We start from the raw sequence: 17,453 nt of genomic DNA on the forward strand, positions 1-17,453 counted from the left end.
GCATCACACCTGACAGCTCGGACACCAGAACAGGTTGCGGCCTTCCAGCACCTTGGTCAGCACCGGTGTACCGCAGAGCCGGCAGGCTTCGCCGGCGCGGCGGTAGACGTAGGTGCGGGGCCGGCCGGGACCGTAGGCGGGGGCACCGTGGTCGTCTTCGGGCCGGATCACGATGATCTTGCCGGCCCGCACCCCGACCTTCATCAGCGCCACCAGATCGCTCCACAGCGCGGCGAACTCGTCGGCGGTGATCGACGTGCCGGGCCGGAACGGGTCGATGCCGTGCCGGAACAGCACCTCGCTGCGGTACACGTTGCCGACTCCGGCCAGCACCGACTGGTCCATCAGCAGTGCGGCAATCGTGCGGCGGGACTTGACGATTCGTGCCCAGGCCAGGTCCGGGTCGGCGTCCGGGCGCAGCGGGTCGGGACCGAGGCGGGCCACCACCTCGGGTACCTGCGCCTCGTCGATCACCTCGCAGCGAGTCGGGCCGCGCAGGTCGGTGCCGTACTCGGCGCCGATCATCCGCATCCGTACCTGGCCGACCGGGTCGGGGATGTCGTTGGTCCGGAACTCGGTGAAGGTGCCGTAGATGCCGAGATGGATGTGTACGACGTGGCCGCCGTCGTAGTGGTGGAACAGGTGCTTGCCCCACGCGTCGGCGCTGCGCAACACTCGGCCGTCGAGCAACGCCGCGCCCTGGCTGAACCGGCCCTGCGGACTGCCGACGCGCACCGGGCGCCGGCCGTACCGGCGCTGATGCAGCCGCGCCAGTCGGTGCAGGGTATGGCCTTCAGGCACGGAAGCAGTTAGGCGCCGGGCACTGCCGGTGCGTCGTGGGTGCGCTCGTACTCGGCCAGGATGTCGATCCGGCGCTGGTGCCGGTCGGCCTGTGACCACGGGGTGGCCAGGAACGCGTCGACGATGGCCAGCGCCTCTTCGGTGCTGTGCATCCGGCCGCCGATCCCGATCAGTTGGGCGTTGTTGTGCTCACGGGCCAGTTTGGCGGTCTCGACGCTCCAGGCCAGCGCGCAGCGGGCGCCGGGCACCTTGTTGGCCGCGATCTGCTCACCGTTGCCCGAACCGCCCAGCACGATGCCCAGGCTGCCCGGGTCGGCAACGGTCTTGGCGGCCGCGGCGATGCAGAACGCCGGGTAGTCGTCCTCGGCGTCGTAGGCGAAGGCCCCGCAATCGACCGGTTCGTGGCCGGTGGACTGCAAGTGCTCGAGGATGGCCTGCTTGAGTTCGTATCCGGCGTGATCGGCACCGAGGTAGACGCGCATGCCGGTTACCCTACTGCGTCTGCTGCGGCACCCCGGCGGCTGCCGGGCGCTCAGAGTTCGGCCTGCTACACCGATCTCAAGCGCCGCGCGCCAGCCAACGTCGACCGCCGCCGTCCCGGATCCGGGTTTCGCTGACCTTGAGGTTGCCCATCACCGGCAGCCCAAGCCGGCGCCGCAGCCGGAAGTCCGCTACCTGCAGTCGGTAGGCCAGCTGGAAGGCCACCGGATTGATCAGCGGGTCGATCCGGCGCAGCAGCGCCAGCACCCGGTCGAACTTGCGTTGGTCGGCATCGGTCCAGCTCCAACCCATCAGTTCGCGGAACTCCGGCGGCAGCGTGGCCTTGGTGAGGAACTGATAGAACGGGCCCGGCAGCCGGGCCAGCGCGTAACCGATTGGGCCCCAGGCTTCCCCGACGAAGGTCAGGTTGGACAGCGTCACGAACTCCTGGCGCACCACCGGATCGATACGCAGCTCGGGCAGGGTGGCCTGCCAGCGCGCGGTGTACTCCGCCCAGGTCTGCGGCCAGTCCGACGGTGCGCAGTTGACGCCGGTGGCCAATGGTTCGGCGGCGCGGGTCAATGCGTCGAGGGTGTCCTCGTCCAGCGGCCCGTACAGGAAGGTGTACTGGTCGAGATAGAACTTGAATAGGCACATCGCGACCCAGACCTGCAGTTCGCGGCTGTTGCCGCTGTAGCGGACCGGGCTGTCGTCCTCGGAGTGCACCGCCTTGTGCACCTCGGCGACCGCGCTGCGCATGACCGCGCGGTCCTCGTCACTGCCGAGCACCGAAAGCGCCAGGTATTGGCCCGTGGTGCGAGCCCGCTTCAATGGGTACCGGCGCGGACTGCCGGACTGCACGCGGCTCTCGCTGACACCGTGGCCGACCGGCGGCAGCGACAGCTGCATGATGATGTTGGCCACCGGGTTGATCAGGCCGACCAGCGTCAACAGATCCCGCAAGTGCCGAGGTGTGCGCCTCCCGCGACGCGGGGCGATCGGCTGCATCCGGCTTCGAATCGGCACGCTCACGGTGACCTCGCTATCTGAAAACCATTGTTGTCAGATTGTGCGCGCACCCGACCGGGTTGTCAACGCTCCAAGAACCCGCTCGCAGTCAGCGCCGCGGCGGGTCCCGTCGGCTTCGGCACATCACCCGGATTACCTACCGCCGCCACCGCAACCCCCTGCCGCTACTCAGTCGAGCCCGCATACGGCCCAGGCTTCGTCGTGGGCTGCCTGCGCGACCGCAATGTCGTACGGCGGCGGAACTGCCAGCCCTCGTTCTCGAACCTTGCCGTAGGCGCTCATCCGGGCGTAGTACACCGAGACGACATCGGTGAGGGCCACCCGGACCCGGGTGCTGGCGTGCGGGTTCTCAGCCAGAGCATTCTGTAAAGCTGTCGCGCCGGGAAGAAGTTCCAGTGCCGACTTGTCGTCCTTCGGCGTCGCGGCGTTGATGATGGCGTACTTGGTGCACAGCTCGACATCTTGGGAGTGCACTTCGGCGGCCGAGGGCGCTTCGGTGTCGAGCGTCGGCGCCGCCGGCACGTCGGCAACCGGTTCACCTTGTGGCGCCGGTTGCGCCCCCGTTCCGCGCAGGGCGGCCCCGACGATCCCGCCGACAACCAATGCGATCAGCGCGGTGACGGCGATGGCCAACGGAACGGCAAGGTTGCGCTGTTTCGGTGGTATCGGCGACCAGGCGGGTGGGGCCCCGATCGGTCCCCGAGCTTGGTCGCCGGCGCCGGACCCGTTGGCTGGATGCGTCATGGCCGCCTTTCCCCGTCATACCGTTGCGCGCTGGGTTCAATCCTGCCGGCTGCGGCGCTGTGTGGGCTCAGTCGAACTCGGGTCCCTCGGTGCGGCTGCGCTTGAGCTCCCAGAAGTGCGGATAGGACGCGAAGATCACCGAGGCGTCCCACAGCTTGCCGGCCTCTTCGCCGCGCGGGATCCGGGACAGCACCGGGCCGAAGAACGCGACACCGTTGACGTGAATGGTCGGGGTGCCGACGTCGTCGCCGACGGCGTCCATGCCCTCGTGGTGGCTCTTGCGCAGCGCTTCGTCGTACTGCTCGGAGGTGGCCGCGGCGGCCAAATCGGCCGGCAATCCGACCTCGGCCAGCGACCCGGCGATGACGTCGTCGAAATCCTGGTTGCCCTGGTTGTGGATCCGGGTGCCCATTGCGGTGTAGAGCGGCCGCAGGATCTCCGGCCCCCGGGCAGCCTCGGCGGCAATCGCCACCCGCACCGGACCCCAGGCCTGCTTCATCCGCTCCTGGTATTCCTCGGGCAGGTCACGGCCCTCGTTGAGCACCGCCAGGCTCATCACATGAAAGTTCACCTCGATGTCGCGGACCTTCTCCACCTCGAGGATCCAGCGCGAGGTGATCCAGCACCACGGGCACAGCGGGTCGAACCAGAAGTCGGCGGCGTCCTTCTCGGCCATGGGGTCCTCTCGTCGTAGGCAGTCTGCACTCCGGAGCAACCGGATGAGCGCAGGCTCTGTTCCCGGGTGCTGCTCTGCCCGACGCTACTCCGGGCACTCCCCCACGATCCGACTAGTGTGAGCAGGCGTGGCACTTCCCAATCTGACCCAGATCCAGGCCGTCGAACGCGCAGCCCTGGTCACCGTCGACAACTACCGCATCGACCTCGATCTGACCGACGGCAACGGCGCCCCCGGGGAGCGCACGTTCCGTTCGGTGACCACGGTCGAGTTCGACGCGCTGCCCGGTGCGGACAGCTACCTGGACCTGGCCGCCGAGGCCATCCGTAGCGCCACCCTCAACGGCCGCCCGATCGACGTCTCCGGCTATGACGAGTCCACCGGCATCCCACTGCAGGGGCTGGCCAAACGCAACACCGTAGTGGTCGACGCCGACTGCCGCTACTCCAACACCGGCGAGGGTCTGCACCGCTTCGTCGACCCGGTCGACGGCGAGGTCTACCTGTACTCGCAGTTCGAAACCGCTGATGCCAAGCGGATGTTCGCCTGCTTCGATCAGCCGGATTTGAAGGCCACCTACGACCTGACCGTCACCGCGCCGACCCACTGGCAAGTGATCTCCAACGGCGCCACGGCCAGCGCGGAGCGCGACGGCGCAGCCACCAAGCATGTCTTCGTCACCACCCCGAAGATGAGCACCTACCTGGTGGCGCTGATCGCCGGTCCGTACGCGGTGTGGCGAGACAGCTATGTCGATGAGCACGGCGAAATCCCGCTGGGTCTGGTCTGCCGGGCCTCGCTGGCCGAATTCATGGACGCCGAACGGCTTTTCACCGAAACCAAGCAGGGCTTCGGCTTCTATCACAAGAACTTCGGCATCCCGTACGCGTTCGGCAAGTACGACCAGTTGTTCGTGCCGGAGTTCAACGCCGGGGCGATGGAGAACGCCGGCGCGGTGACGTTCCTGGAGGACTACGTCTTCCGGTCGAAGGTGACCCGCTACTCCTATGAGCGGCGCGCCGAGACGGTGTTGCACGAGATGGCGCACATGTGGTTCGGCGATCTGGTCACCATGCGCTGGTGGGATGACCTGTGGCTCAACGAATCCTTCGCGACGTTCGCCTCGGTGCTGTGCCAGGCCGAGGCCACCGAATACGACACCGCGTGGACCACGTTCGCCAACGTCGAGAAGTCCTGGGCCTACCGCCAGGATCAGCTGCCCTCGACGCATCCGGTCGCCGCCGAGATCCCCGATCTGCATGCCGTGGAGGTCAACTTCGACGGCATCACCTACGCCAAGGGCGCCAGTGTGCTCAAGCAACTGGTTGCCTACGTGGGCCTGGAGCCGTTCCTGTCCGGGCTGCGTGACTACTTCCGCGAGCACGCCTACGACAACGCCACGTTCGCCGATCTGCTTGGTGCACTGGAAAAGTCGTCCGGGCGCGACCTGAGCGACTGGGGCCAGCAATGGCTCAAGACCACCGGTCTGAACACCTTGCGCGCCGACTTCGACGTCGACGCCGACGGCACCTTCACCCGGTTCGCGGTGCTGCAGGACGGCGCCACCCCAGGCGCCGGTGAAACCCGGGTGCACCGGCTGGCCGTCGGCATCTACGACGACGACCCAGCCACCGGCAAGCTGGTCCGGGTGCACCGCGAGGAGCTCGACGTCGAGGGCCCGTCAACCGACGTGCCTGCCCTGCGCGGGGTTTCGCGCGGCAAGTTGATCCTGGTCAACGACGACGACCTGACCTACTGCTCGCTGCGGCTGGACCCGGACTCGCTGCAGACCCTGCTGACCCGGATCGCCGACATCGCCGAGCCGCTGCCCCGCACGATGGCCTGGAGCGCGGCCTGGGAGATGACCCGCGAGGCCGAGCTGCGGACCCGCGACTTCGTGGCCCTGGTCAGCGCCGGCATCGGCGCCGAGACCGAGGTCGGCGTGGCGCAGCGGCTGCTGCTGCAGGCCCAGACCGCGTTGGGTTCCTATGCCGAACCCGAATGGGCGCGCACCAAGGGCTGGCCGGCGTTTGCCGACCGGCTGCTGGAATTGGCCCGCGGCGCCGCGCCCGGGTCGGATCACCAGCTGGCGTTCGTCAACGCACTGTGCAGCTCGGTGCTCTCCACTGGGCACGTCGCGGCGCTGGCCAACCTGCTGGACTCCGACCCGGCCGATTCGGGCCTCCCAGGCTTGGTGGTCGACACCGACCTGCGCTGGCGCATCGTGACCGCGCTGGCCGGTGCCGGCCACGTCGACGCCGATGGGCCGGCCACCCCGTTCATCGACGCCGAAGCCGCGCGCGACAACACCGCCGCCGGTCAGCGCAACGCTGCGGCCGCCTCGGCCGCCCGGCCGCAGCCCGACGTCAAGCACGCCGCCTGGCAGCAGGTGGTCGAGGACGACACGCTGGCCAACATCACCGCGCGCTCGATCATCGCCGGGTTCAACGCACCCGGACAGGCCGAGCTGCTGGCGCCGTACACGCAGCGCTACTTCGAGGCGGTGCGCGGGGTGTGGGACCGGCGTTCCAGCGAGGTGGCGCAGACCGTGGTGATCGGGCTGTACCCGTCGTCGGATATCAGCGATGCGGCGGTGGCGGCGGCCGACCGGTTCCTGTCGGATCCGGAGCTGCCGTCGGCGCTGCGCCGGCTGGTGGTCGAGGGCCGCGCCGGGATCGTGCGTTCGCTGCGCGCCCGCCACTTCGACTCGGCCTGACCGAGAACGCCGAAAGCCGCCTGTTCGGGTGCGAACAGGCGGCTTTCGGGATAACTGGATTACGGCCGGGAGATCGCCGCGCTCATCACGCGGACCGCGCTGACCAGACCGTCGATCAGGTTGCCTTCCTTGAACGACGCGGCCGCTGCCGAAACACCCAGCGGGGCAGCCGACTCGGCGCCGCGATTGGCCACACCGGCGCCGTAGACCACCTCGACCGCATGCTGATCCGGCGAAACCGCAATCAGCACAGCGTCGTTGGGGGTGGGCACCTTGGCCAGGATCTTGCGGGCCTCGGCGGCCGGGTCGGCGCCCAGGTCTCCGATGTAGACCGCGAAGCGGGCCTTGGAATCGCGCGAACCGTACTTCAGGGTGTCGTCGAGCAGCACCCGGTCCTTGATCGAGAACGGGAAGTCCTCGGACAGCTCACCGGGCTCGGTGACGCCGGAGAGTCGGCCGCTCGAGGTGATCGCCCAGCCGTACGGCAGGCTGTCCGGATCGACCAGCGTGGTAGCTACGGTCGTGTGCTCACCACTTGCCACTTGCGCCACCTCCCACGGTGAACTCGGCGTGTCCATGGCCGTGCCCGGGGGCACCGACCTTCTCATCGACGGCGGCCCACAGGATGGGCCCGTAGGTCCACCGGTCAGGCAGCTGGTAGGACGCCGGGTGCGGGTTCTTCTTGGTCATGGTCAAGAGGAACAACACGACGAACAAGGCGAGGGGGACTCCCCCCAGCACCGAATGGATGATCGCGGTTTCACTCACGCGCCTAACCTATCGCAGCCGCCCAGCGAAGTCGGCCCAAGGGCACGACAACATCAGAAAAGCCGTCAGGCCGCGCCCTCACCACCGAGGTAGCGCACCCACGCCGGGTCGAGTTCCTTGACCGTCGCCAGCAGCCGCCAGTGCTGCCCCTTGGGCGGCAACGGCGCCAACCGCAACGTCCAGCCGAGTTCGGCGAGCAGCTTGTCGGCCTTGCGGTGGTTGCAGGTCGAACAACACGCCACGCAGTTCTCCCAGGTGTGTTCACCGCCGCGGCTGCGCGGCACCACGTGGTCGACGGTGTCGGCCTTGTTCCCGCAGTACGCGCAGCGAAACCGGTCCCGGTGCATGAGCGCGGCCCGGGTCATCGGGATCCGGGCCCGGTAGGGCACCCGGACGTAGCTGCGCAGCCGGATCACCGACGGCACCACGATGGTGTGGGTGGCCGAGTGGATGACCGGTCCGGACGGGTCGTCGTGCACCACGTCGGCTTTGCCGCACAGCACCATCACGATGGCCCGGCGCAGCGGCAGCGCGGTCAACGGCTCGTAGGTGGAGTTCAGCAACAACACCCGTCGCCGGCCCCACAGCGAGGTGGCCTCTGGACGTGCCGAAACCGGTGGCGCGACGGCGACACTGTGCAGCGGCGCCGGTCGTCCTCGGCCCGACGCACCTCGCGGGCCGACTCGGTTGATGCGATTTTTCCGCTGCACCATGTGGTCCTCCGCGAGACAGTCCACCATGGATCGGCCGCCATCGCACGGCTATTTGCGGTGAGTTCGCTGGTCGTTCCGGTGAACACCGGTTGACCGATGTGGACTAGCTTGGAGTCAAGCGCACTTGGCGGGAGATGGGATGACCTACGGCGGTTACGGCCCCGGGCCGAACGATCCGCAGTATCCGCAGGGCCAGCCGTACTATCCGGGACCTGCGGGGTCACCGGCCGGCTACCCGAACGCCGGGACTCCCCCGCCCAGCTACCCCGGGTATCCCGACGCCAGCGGTCCGGTGCCCGGGTATCCCGCCAGCGGTCCGGTGCCCGGGTATCCCGGCGGTCCCGCACCCGGTTACCCCACCGGCGGTTCGCCGCAGCCCGGCTATCCGGCCGGTCCCCCGCCGGGCTACCCCCAGCAGCCGCCGGTGCTGGAATATCCGTCCTCGGAGGCCAACACCAACGCGACCCTGTCGGTGGTGTTCGCCTTCCTGTTCGCACCGGTGGGCGCGGTGCTCGGGCACGTGGCGCTCGAACAGATCCGGCGCCGCGGCGAACACGGACGCGACCGCGCCCTGGTCGGCCTGACCCTGTCCTATGCCTTCACCCTGCTGGCCGTGATCGGCCTGGTGGTCTGGGCGGTGATTCCGTCGTCGTCGCCGACGAGCACGACGGCGTCCGAGCCCGGCGCACCGGAGCTCACGCTGCCGTCGGCCGCGCCCACCACCCCGTCCGAACCGGACGGGGTGCGTCCGGGTGAGCTGCCCAGGCTGATGCTGTCGGTCCCGGAAGCCAGCAACATCCTCGACGCGCCGGGGCTCAAGGACCAGACCACACCCCCGAGTTCGCAGGGCTCCACCGCCAGCGAGCCCGACACCGTGGACCCGGCCGAATGCGCGGGCGCGGTCAGCGGCAGTTCCGAGACCTACGAGGGCAGCAAACCGACCGGGATCGAGCGCGCGTTCTACGGCGATTCGAGCACCGCCACCGCCGTCGAACAGGTGGTGTCGTCGTACTCCGACGCCGCCGCCGCGACCGAGGTGTTGACCCGCGCCACCCGGCAGTGGGTGCAGTGCGCCGATCAACGGGTGACCAGCTCGGGTGCCAGCGGGTCTTCGCTGAGTTGGCAGGTGGGCACCCCGATCGCCGAGTCGGATCGGGTCAGCGTGCGCAACACCGTCATCTCGCTGCGCAGCGCCGACGGCCGCGGCGGCTCGCTGGACCTGCCGCAGGCCCGCATCCTGGCGGTGAAGAACAACGTGGTGATCGACATCGGTGTGATCGCCAAGCAGATCGGCGCCGGCCCGGACCGGATGGTCGCGGAGATGCTGGCCCGAATTCCGGACTGAGCCCGATCGGGGACAATGGATCCGATGCAACCCGAAACCGAGCACTCCTACTACGACGCCGTCGGCGGCCACGCGACGTTCCAGAAGATCGTGTCGCGGTTCTACGAGCAGGTTGCCGAGGACGAGATCCTGCGGCCGATGTACCCCGAAGAGGACCTGACCGGGGCCGAGGACCGGCTGCGGATGTTCCTCGAGCAGTACTGGGGCGGCCCGCGCACCTACTCCGACCAGCGTGGACATCCGCGGCTGCGGATGCGCCATGTGCCGTACAAGATCGGCCCGATCGAACGGGACGCCTGGCTGCGCTGCATGCACACCGCGATCGCCGAGATCGACTCCGAGACCATGGACGACGCGCACCGCAAGATGCTGGTCGAGTACATCGACATGGCCGCCGAGATGCTGGTGAACTCCTCGTTTTGAGCCGTTGCGGTCCGGTTCAGCGCAGCACCAACGCCGGATCCCCGCGGCGGCGATAGACCGAGCCGAATCGTGCGTCGATGCGCAGCCACGCCGGTAGCGCCCGCACCCGCACGATCTCGTCGGCGGCCACCGAATCCGGCGCCAGTTCGTCGGCGGACAGGTTCTGCGGCAAGAAGCCCATCGCGGTCAACGCGAAGACGCAGCGCATCGGCACGCCCACCGCGACGCCGTCGCCGCTCACCTCGATGACCTCCTGATCCAGCAGCGACGGCGGCGGCCCGTGCGCGCCGCTGTGCTCGCGGGCCAGATCCACGCCACGCTGGGCCAGATCCAGCATCACCCGGGCCGGGACGTCATCGACATGCACGAAGCCGGAGTCCGGCGGCAGCACACCGTGCCAACTGGAGTCCATCGCAAAGCCCGGGTCGACGAAGCCGTCGGCGCCGGCCGACGCCTGGGCCAGGTTGTTGGCGAGCGCGTCGGCGCCGGCCGACAAGTCGGCCGGATTCACCCGGCCGCGCAGCACCCGCGCCGCCAGCACATCGAAACCCGTTGCCACCCAAGCGACGACGGTCCCGGGGTCGCGAATCCGCAGGCGCACCACCGCGGTCTCGTCCAGGCGCAGCACCCGGTTGACGAAGGTGCCCAGATCGGCGCGGTCGGCCGGATCCGGCAGCCAGATGCCCCGCTCGGTTATCGCAACCACCGCTGGAGGTAGGCCCGGTGCTCCGGGGACAGCCGGACCAGCTTCTGCTCATCGATGTCGAAAGCCGCCAGCTGGGTCTCGCCGATCACCGCCGGGCGCGAGTCGGGGTCGGCGTTGACCGAGCGCACCTCGTAGCCGAGGGTGAAATCCACTGCGCGCAACCGGTTCACCCAGATGGTCACCTGCAGCGGCGAGTCCTCCAGCCGCAGCTGACCCTTGTAAGACACCTTGACCTCGGCGATCAGCAGCCCGGTGGTGGTGATCGTGGGCCCGAACGCATCAGCCAAGAACGGGACCCGGGCCTCCTCCAGGATGGTGACCATGGTCGCGTGGTTGACGTGCTGATACATGTCGATGTCCGACCAACGAATCGGTACGGGCGTGACGAAGCGTTCGGTCAAGTGGATGCTCCAGTTCCGGTGGTTCTCGTCATGTTGCGGATCTGACGCGCGGCCACCGACAGGGTGGCCAGGTCGCGGTCGTCGTCAGCATAGATCTCGGCCAACGTGTTCCGCGCACGCTGTAGCCGAAACTCGTTGGTGTGCTGCCACTCCTGGATCTTCTGCTCGCCGGTCTCGTCCGGCTCCCCGACCGCGAGCACATCGATGGTCAACGCGCGCAGTGAGCTGTAGATGTCGTCGCGCAACGCCAACCGGGCCAACGCATGCCAGCGGTCATCGCGCGGCAGCTGCGACACCGCGGTCATCAGACCGTCGGTGCCCAGATGCGCCATCAACGCGTAGTAGGTGTCGGCCACTTCGACCGGGTCCCGGTCACAGATGTCAGCGACGTCGATGACGTCGAGCAGGCTGTACTGATAGAGCCCGGTGGCCAGGAGGTAGGCCAGGTCGTCGGGCACCCCGTGCGAGGTCAACTCAGCGCAGCCGCGCTCGACGACGGCCCGGTCGTCGCCGCGCAGCCACTCCGACATTCGCGGCGTGAGATCGGCGACTTTGGCTGCGAATCGTTGGATCTCGGCGCCGACGGCCAGTGGCTGCGGGCGGTAGTTGAGCAGCCAGCGTGCCGACCGGTCGACGAGCCGACGCAGATCCAGCGTCATCCGGTCCGAGACGTCGGTGGGAATGTCGTGCTCGGCGCTGGCGGCGCGGATCTGCCGCCACACCTGGCCCACTTTGAAGATCGCATCGGTGGCCACGTAGGTGCGCACCGCGTCGATGGTGCCGACGCCGACGTCCTCGGTCACCCGGTAGGCGTAGGTGATGCCGGCGGTGTCGATGACGTCGTTGGCCAGCATGGTGGTCACGATTTCCCGGCGCAGCTGATGGGTACGGATCTCGGCACCGAACCGCTCGCGCAGCTGACTCGGGAAGTACAACGGCAGCCGGGAGGCGAACACCTCTTGATCGGGTAGGTCGCTGGCCAGGATGTCGTCCTTGAGCGCGAGCTTGACGTGCGCCATCAAGGTGGCCAACTCCGGCGAGGTCAAACCCTGCCCGGCATCGATGCGGCGCCGAATCTCCTTGTCCGCCGGTAACGCTTCGAGCTCGCGGTTCAAACCGCGGTTGGCCTCGAGGTCCTTGATCTGGCGGGCGTGCACGTTGAGCAGACTCGGCGCGTTGGCCCGACTGGTGCCCATCAGATCGTTTTGTGCGGAGTTGTCGGCCAACACCAGCTCGGCCACTTCCTCGGTCATCGACTCGAGCAGACCACCGCGTTCGCGGCGGTCGATCTTGCGGTGGGTGACCAGCGAGTCGACCAGGATCTTGATGTTGACCTCGTGGTCGGAGCAGTCCACCCCGGCCGAGTTGTCCAGCGCGTCGGTGTTGATCCGGCCGCCGGCCAGGTCGAACTCGATCCGGCCGCGCGGGGTCACCCCAAGGTTGCCGCCCTCGCCGATCACCTTGGCGCGCACCTGGTTCCCGTTCACCCGCAGCGGGTCGTTGGCGCGGTCGCCGACGTCGGCATCGGATTCGGTCTCGGCTTTGATGTAGGTGCCGATGCCGCCGTTCCACAACAGGTCCACCGGTGCCGTCAAGATGGCCTTGACCAGCGCCGGTGGAGTCAGTTCGGTGACGTTCTCGCCGAGGCCGAGGCGCTCCCGGACCTGCGGGCTGATCGGGATCGACTTCTGGTCGCGGCGGTACACCCCGCCGCCCTCGGAGATCAACGCGGCGTCGTAGTCCTCCCAACTCGAGCGCGGCAGTTCGAACAGCCGCTTCCGCTCGGCCCACGAGCCGGCGGCGTCCGGGTTCGGGTCGAGGAAGACGTGCATATGGTTGAACGCGGCCACCAGCCGAATGTGCTTGGACAGCAACATGCCGTTGCCGAACACGTCACCGGCCATGTCGCCGATGCCGACCGCGGTGAAGTCTTGCGCCTGGGTGTCGACGCCCATCTCCCGGAAGTGGCGTTTGACGCTTTCCCAGCCACCCCGGGCGGTGATGCCCATCGCCTTGTGGTCATATCCCACCGAGCCGCCGGAGGCGAACGCGTCGCCGAGCCAGAAGCCGTAGGAGTCGGCGACCCCGTTGGCGATGTCGGAAAACGTCGCGGTGCCCTTGTCGGCCGCCACCACCAGGTAGGCGTCATCACCGTCGCGGCGGATCACCTGCGACGGGGGTAGCACTGCGCCGCTGGATTTTTCGACGTTGTCGGTGATATCCAGCAGACCGGCGATGAACAGCCGGTAGCAGGCCACGCCTTCGGCGCGGGTGGCTTCCCGGTCGGCGGCAGCGTCGCCGGTGGGCAGCGGCGGGTTCTTCACCACGAATCCGCCCTTGGCGCCGACCGGGACGATCACCGCGTTCTTCACGGCTTGCGCCTTGACCAGGCCCAGGATTTCGGTGCGGAAGTCTTCACGACGGTCCGACCAGCGCAGTCCGCCGCGGGCCACCGGACCGAAGCGCAGGTGCACGCCCTCCACGCGCGGTGAGTAGACGAAGATCTCGAACCGGGGCCGCGGCAAGGGCAGCTCGTCGATCAGACCGGGGTTCAGCTTCACCGACACCGCACCCAGGCCGCGAGCCGAATTGTGCCGGGTGACGAAGTAGTTGGTGCGCAAGGTGGCCTGGATCAACGAGGCGAAGGCACGCAGCACCCGGTCGGTGTCCAGGCTGACCAGCGCATCGATGTCGGTGGCGACGGCCGCGGCGGCGGCTTGCGCCCGGCGCGCCTTGGCGGCATCGTCCTGGTTCGGGTCGAACAGCGCCTCGAACAGTTCGACCAGCGAGCGCGCGGTGTGCGGGTGGTCGTTGAGCACGTTTTCGATGTGGGCTTGGCTGTAGGGAAACCCGCCCTGGCGCAGGTACTTCGCATAACAGCGCAGGATCATCACCTGCTGCCAGGTCATGCCGGCGCGCAGAACCAGTTCGTTGAACCGGTCGATCTCGACCGAGCCGCGCCAGATCGCAGTCACCGCGTCAGCGAAACGCGCTGCCATCGACTCGAATTCGTCATCCGGGGCTGCCGGAATGCCGACTTGACGGGATACCCGGAACTGGTAGATCCAGACCGGTAACCCGTCCGGGCGGGTGACGGTGAACGGTCGCTCGTCGAGCACCACCACACCCATGCACTGCAGCATCGGCAGCAGCTCGGACAACGACGCCGAACGCCCACCGAGGTACCAGGTCAGCCGGGCGTCCTCGTCGCTGCGGCCGTCGGCGAACACCAGCTGCACCGAATCACCGTGCAACTTCTGGATGACCGCGATGTCGGCCAGCGCATCGACCGGCTCGACGATCTGCTTGTAGCTTTCTGGGAACGCCGACGCGTAATGCTCGGCGTAGCTCTGCGATACGTCGCTGGTCCCCAGCGCGGCGAGCAGCCGATCGGCCCAGGTGCGTGCCGCTTCGGCCAGCAACGCCTGGATCCGGTTCTGGTTGGCCCTGGTGACGTCTGCGCTGGCACCACCGTCGGGCATCTTGACCGAGAAGTGCACCACGGCCCACGGCGACTCGCTGACCCGCGCGGCGTAATCGATTCCCACACCGCCGAATTCACGCACCAAGATGTCTTGCATGTGCAGCCGGACCGCGGTGGTGTAGCGGTCTCGCGGCAGGTACACCAGGCACGATACGAAGTGGCCGAGCTGGTCGGTGCGGGCGAACAGCAGCGTGCGGCGCCGCGAGCCCAGGCCGATCACCGCCATCGCCATGTCGTGCAACTGGCGTGCGGTCAGCGCGAACAACTCTGCCCGCGGGACGGTTTGGATCACGTCGAGCAGCAACTGCGGCGGCCGGGCCGGGTCGGCATTGGCGATCGTCACAGCGTCGTGCACCCGGCCGGCGATCATCGGGATGTCCAGCACGTTGGTGTTCATCGCGGCGACGGTGAACAGCCCGACGAAGCGATGTTCGGCCGGGGTGCCCGAGCCGCCGTCGCGGACCACCACCACGTACGGGTAGGAGCCGTAGCGCAGATAGCTGGCAATGTTGGCATGCGCCAACACCACCGGGTGCTCGACATCGGTCAGCGGCGGCAGGTCACCCTCGCGCAACCGCAGTACCCCGAGACGGCTGGCCGGGTCGGGCTGGCCGTCGCCGTCGACCAGCGGACAGCGTTGATATCCCAGCAGCACGAAGTTGTCGGCGGCCAGCCAACGCAGGAACTCGGCGATGTCGTACTGATCCGACGGCGCCGGGTCCAAGTCTGCGTCGTCGAACTCGGCGGCCACCGCGAGCAGGTGCTTGCGCATCGCGTCGGCGTCGGCGGCCACTTGTTGACTGTCGGCCAGCGCATCCGGGATGGAACGCTGCGCGGTCTGCAGTGCGCCGCGGTTCACCGCCGGGCCCAGCGGCACGTGCAGCCAGACCTCGGCGCACTCGCCGGGGCCGGGTTCGTCACCTGAGCGCAGATCCAGCAGCGCGCCGTCGGATCCGCGGCGCACCAGCAAGCTGGGATGCATGATCGCCAGGTAGGGCACGCCCAACCGGTGCAAGAGCACGGTCACCGCATCGATCGACATCGCGGTCTGATCGCTGATCACCTGCAGCGCCAACCCGGCGCCACTGCCGTCCGCCGAACCGGCCACCGCGGTCAGCACCTGTCCGGGGGCGCGCTGGGCAGCCAAATCGAAGTGGGCTTCCAGCACTGCTTCTGCAAGCAGCTCGGTGTCAGGTGACTGTGCCGGTCCGCCGGTCGCGGCGGCGTCGGCGTACTGGCCGTCGCCGCCTGGTAGCAGCACGCTGTCCAGGTAGGCCTGACGCAGGGCGTCGCGCCGGTCGGGTTTGAGCTGGTCCCACCGCAGGGCCGACTGGCCCGTCGCGCTGTCGCTACCCTGTCCGGCACCCGTCATGCGCACGACTCCTGACTCGCCCCGGGACCCGGCTCCGTTGGCGGGCACCCGAGGGTCACATTAGTCGCGGGTCAGCTTGCGGTGGGTCACCCTGTGCGGACGCGCTGCTTCCTCACCGAGCCGTTCCACCTTGTTCTCCTCGTAGGCACCGAAGTTGCCCTCGAACCAGAACCAGCTGGCCGGATTGTCGTCGGTGCCCTCCCACGCCAGGATGTGCGTGCAGGTGCGGTCCAGGAACCAGCGGTCGTGGCTGATCACCACGGCACACCCGGGGAAGTTCTCCAGCGCGTTCTCCAGCGAGCTGAGCGTTTCGACGTCGAGATCGTTGGTCGGCTCGTCGAGCAGGATCAGGTTGCCGCCCTCCTTGAGGGTCAGCGCCAGGTTCAACCGGTTGCGTTCACCGCCGGAGAGCACCCCGGCCGGCTTCTGCTGGTCGGCGCCCTTGAATCCGAACGCCGAGACGTAGGCCCGGGACGGGATCTCGTTCTGCCCGACTTCGATGTAGTCGAGGCCGTCGGAGACCACCTCCCAGACGTTCTTCTTCGGGTCGATGCCGGCGCGGCTCTGGTCGACGTAGGACAACTTGACCGTGTCGCCGACCCTGACGGTGCCGCTGTCCGGCTCTTCGAGGCCGACGATGGTCTTGAACAGCGTGGTCTTGCCGACGCCGTTGGGGCCGATCACGCCGACGATGCCGTTGCGCGGCAGGGTGAAGGACAGGTCCTTGATCAGCTGCCGTCCGGCGAAGCCCTTGTCCAGGTGCTCGACCTCGACGACCAGGTTGCCCAGCCGCGGGCCGACCGGGATCTGGATCTCCTCGAAATCCAACTTGCGGGTCTTCTCGGCCTCGGCGGCCATCTCCTCGTAGCGCTGCAGTCGGGCCTTGTTCTTGGCTTGCCGGGCCTTGGCGCCGGAGCGCACCCAGGCCAGCTCGTCCTTAAGCCGCTTCTGCAGCTTCTGGTCCTTCTTGCCCTGGACCTCGAGCCGTTCGGCCTTCTTCTCCAGGTAGGTCGAGTAGTTGCCCTCATACGGGTAGGCTCGGCCGCGGTCGAGTTCCAGGATCCACTCGGCGACGTTGTCCAGGAAGTACCGGTCGTGCGTGACGGCCAGGATGGCGCCCGGATAGTTGGCCAGGTGCTGTTCGAGCCACTGCACACTCTCGGCGTCGAGGTGGTTGGTCGGCTCGTCGAGCAGCAGCAGGTCCGGCTTGCTCAGCAGCAGCTTGCACAGCGCCACCCGGCGCCGTTCACCACCGGACAGATGGGTCACCGGCTCGTCCGGCGGTGGGCAGCGCAACGCGTCCATCGCCTGTTCCAACTGGGAGTCGATGTCCCAGGCGTCGGCGGCGTCGAGCTCTTCCTGCAGCTTGCCCATCTCTTCCATGAGCTCGTCGGTGTAGTCGGTGGCCATCAGCTCGGCGACCTCGTTGTACCGGTTGAGCTTGGCCTTGATCGGCACGCCTTCTTCGACGTTCTCGCGGACCGTCTTGGTGTCGTCCAGCGGCGGCTCCTGCTGCAGGATGCCGACGGTTGCACCGGTGGCCAGGAAGGCTTCGCCGTTGTTGGCCTTGTCCAAGCCCGCCATGATCCGCAGCACGCTGGACTTACCGGCCCCGTTGGGGCCCACCACGCCGATCTTGGCGCCGGGGAGGAAGTTCAGCGTGACGTCGTCGAGGATGACCTTGTCGCCGTGCGCCTTGCGGACCTTCTTCATCGTGTAGATGAACTCAGCCATGCCGCAGTGTCGCCTTTCTGATCATTGGGGATTGCTCGCAGACCATCCTAGGCGTGTGCAA

The 17,453-nt window shown here is 68.0% G+C and carries 15 protein-coding genes; 3 read left to right on the forward strand and 12 right to left on the reverse strand.

Annotation, left to right across the window (positions count from 1 at the left end):
- Positions 1 to 3: 3 nt before the first annotated feature.
- The 5 genes from AC5Y3P_RS12230 to AC5Y3P_RS12250 form a co-directional block, all read right to left on the reverse strand.
- The gene (locus tag AC5Y3P_RS12230; protein WP_500046159.1) at positions 4 to 801 is read right to left on the reverse strand and encodes an Fpg/Nei family DNA glycosylase; all 798 of its coding nucleotides are present in this window, start codon (positions 799 to 801) and stop codon (positions 4 to 6) included.
- An 8-nt stretch (positions 802 to 809) separates the two neighbouring features.
- Positions 810 to 1,283, reverse strand: coding sequence for a ribose-5-phosphate isomerase (locus AC5Y3P_RS12235; protein ID WP_500046160.1), 474 nt, complete (start codon positions 1,281 to 1,283; stop codon positions 810 to 812).
- A gap of 76 nt (positions 1,284 to 1,359) precedes the next feature.
- Complete coding sequence (locus tag AC5Y3P_RS12240) at positions 1,360 to 2,244, reverse strand: oxygenase MpaB family protein (RefSeq protein ID WP_500046161.1); 885 nt, start codon at positions 2,242 to 2,244, stop codon at positions 1,360 to 1,362.
- 234 nt (positions 2,245 to 2,478) lie between these two features.
- On the reverse strand, positions 2,479 to 2,943 hold the full coding sequence (locus tag AC5Y3P_RS12245; protein ID WP_500046162.1) for a hypothetical protein: 465 nt from the start codon (positions 2,941 to 2,943) through the stop codon (positions 2,479 to 2,481).
- A gap of 178 nt (positions 2,944 to 3,121) precedes the next feature.
- Positions 3,122 to 3,730, reverse strand: a complete 609-nt coding sequence (locus AC5Y3P_RS12250; protein ID WP_500046163.1) for a mycothiol-dependent nitroreductase Rv2466c family protein — start codon at positions 3,728 to 3,730, stop codon at positions 3,122 to 3,124.
- A gap of 127 nt (positions 3,731 to 3,857) precedes the next feature.
- Between AC5Y3P_RS12250 and pepN the strand changes: the two genes are divergently transcribed.
- Positions 3,858 to 6,446 carry an aminopeptidase N gene (gene pepN, locus AC5Y3P_RS12255; protein ID WP_500046164.1) on the forward strand — a complete coding sequence of 863 codons (2,589 nt, stop codon included), beginning with the start codon at positions 3,858 to 3,860 and terminating at the stop codon, positions 6,444 to 6,446.
- A 59-nt stretch (positions 6,447 to 6,505) separates the two neighbouring features.
- Here pepN and AC5Y3P_RS12260 read toward each other — a convergent pair whose 3' ends face one another.
- From AC5Y3P_RS12260 to AC5Y3P_RS12270, 3 genes are all read right to left on the reverse strand, one after another.
- Entirely contained in the window at positions 6,506 to 6,988 is a 483-nt protein-coding gene (locus AC5Y3P_RS12260) for a DUF5130 domain-containing protein (RefSeq protein WP_500046165.1), read from the reverse strand.
- Positions 6,975 to 7,214, reverse strand: coding sequence for an aa3-type cytochrome oxidase subunit CtaJ (gene ctaJ / locus AC5Y3P_RS12265; protein ID WP_500046166.1), 240 nt, complete (start codon positions 7,212 to 7,214; stop codon positions 6,975 to 6,977). Before ctaJ ends, AC5Y3P_RS12260 begins: the two co-directional genes overlap by 14 nt.
- A 65-nt stretch (positions 7,215 to 7,279) precedes the next feature.
- Positions 7,280 to 7,927, reverse strand: coding sequence for an HNH endonuclease (locus AC5Y3P_RS12270; protein ID WP_500046167.1), 648 nt, complete (start codon positions 7,925 to 7,927; stop codon positions 7,280 to 7,282).
- A 139-nt stretch (positions 7,928 to 8,066) separates the two neighbouring features.
- Here AC5Y3P_RS12270 and AC5Y3P_RS12275 point away from each other — a divergent pair, with 139 nt between their 5' ends.
- Together AC5Y3P_RS12275 and AC5Y3P_RS12280 are read left to right on the forward strand one after the other, a co-directional pair.
- Positions 8,067 to 9,272 (forward strand): sensor domain-containing protein, encoded by a 1,206-nt coding sequence (locus AC5Y3P_RS12275; RefSeq protein ID WP_500046168.1) that lies wholly within the window; start codon positions 8,067 to 8,069, stop codon positions 9,270 to 9,272.
- 24 nt (positions 9,273 to 9,296) lie between these two features.
- The gene (locus AC5Y3P_RS12280) at positions 9,297 to 9,695 is read left to right on the forward strand and encodes a globin (protein WP_500046169.1); all 399 of its coding nucleotides are present in this window, start codon (positions 9,297 to 9,299) and stop codon (positions 9,693 to 9,695) included.
- Positions 9,696 to 9,711: 16 nt separating this feature from the next.
- On the opposite strand, the gene AC5Y3P_RS12285 is transcribed toward AC5Y3P_RS12280, so the two are convergent.
- Genes AC5Y3P_RS12285 through ettA form a run of 4 tightly spaced genes read right to left on the reverse strand, consistent with a single transcriptional unit; the run spans position 9,712 to position 17,392 of the window.
- Positions 9,712 to 10,401, reverse strand: coding sequence for a DUF8185 domain-containing protein (locus tag AC5Y3P_RS12285; protein ID WP_500046170.1), 690 nt, complete (start codon positions 10,399 to 10,401; stop codon positions 9,712 to 9,714).
- Positions 10,389 to 10,802 (reverse strand): acyl-CoA thioesterase, encoded by a 414-nt coding sequence (locus tag AC5Y3P_RS12290; protein WP_500046171.1) that lies wholly within the window; start codon positions 10,800 to 10,802, stop codon positions 10,389 to 10,391. Before AC5Y3P_RS12290 ends, AC5Y3P_RS12285 begins: the two co-directional genes overlap by 13 nt.
- Positions 10,799 to 15,658, reverse strand: a complete 4,860-nt coding sequence (locus AC5Y3P_RS12295; RefSeq protein ID WP_500046172.1) for an NAD-glutamate dehydrogenase — start codon at positions 15,656 to 15,658, stop codon at positions 10,799 to 10,801. The genes AC5Y3P_RS12290 and AC5Y3P_RS12295 overlap by 4 nt, the downstream gene beginning before the upstream one ends.
- Before the next feature lie 60 nt (positions 15,659 to 15,718).
- Entirely contained in the window at positions 15,719 to 17,392 is a 1,674-nt protein-coding gene (gene ettA / locus AC5Y3P_RS12300; RefSeq protein ID WP_500046173.1) for an energy-dependent translational throttle protein EttA, read from the reverse strand.
- Between the last annotated feature and the right edge of the window lie 61 nt (positions 17,393 to 17,453).

The organism is Mycobacterium sp. NGS45, from assembly GCF_059812645.1.

Coding starts and splice junctions, on each gene's coding strand:
- AC5Y3P_RS12295 (WP_500046172.1), bottom strand. CDS start 15,658: ATGACGGGTGCCGGACAGGGTAGCGACAGCGCGACGGGCCAGTCGGCC.
- AC5Y3P_RS12270 (WP_500046167.1), bottom strand. CDS start 7,927: ATGGTGCAGCGGAAAAATCGCATCAACCGAGTCGGCCCGCGAGGTGCG.
- AC5Y3P_RS12275 (WP_500046168.1), top strand. CDS start 8,067: ATGACCTACGGCGGTTACGGCCCCGGGCCGAACGATCCGCAGTATCCG.
- ettA (WP_500046173.1), bottom strand. CDS start 17,392: ATGGCTGAGTTCATCTACACGATGAAGAAGGTCCGCAAGGCGCACGGC.
- AC5Y3P_RS12250 (WP_500046163.1), bottom strand. CDS start 3,730: ATGGCCGAGAAGGACGCCGCCGACTTCTGGTTCGACCCGCTGTGCCCG.
- AC5Y3P_RS12280 (WP_500046169.1), top strand. CDS start 9,297: ATGCAACCCGAAACCGAGCACTCCTACTACGACGCCGTCGGCGGCCAC.
- AC5Y3P_RS12235 (WP_500046160.1), bottom strand. CDS start 1,283: ATGCGCGTCTACCTCGGTGCCGATCACGCCGGATACGAACTCAAGCAG.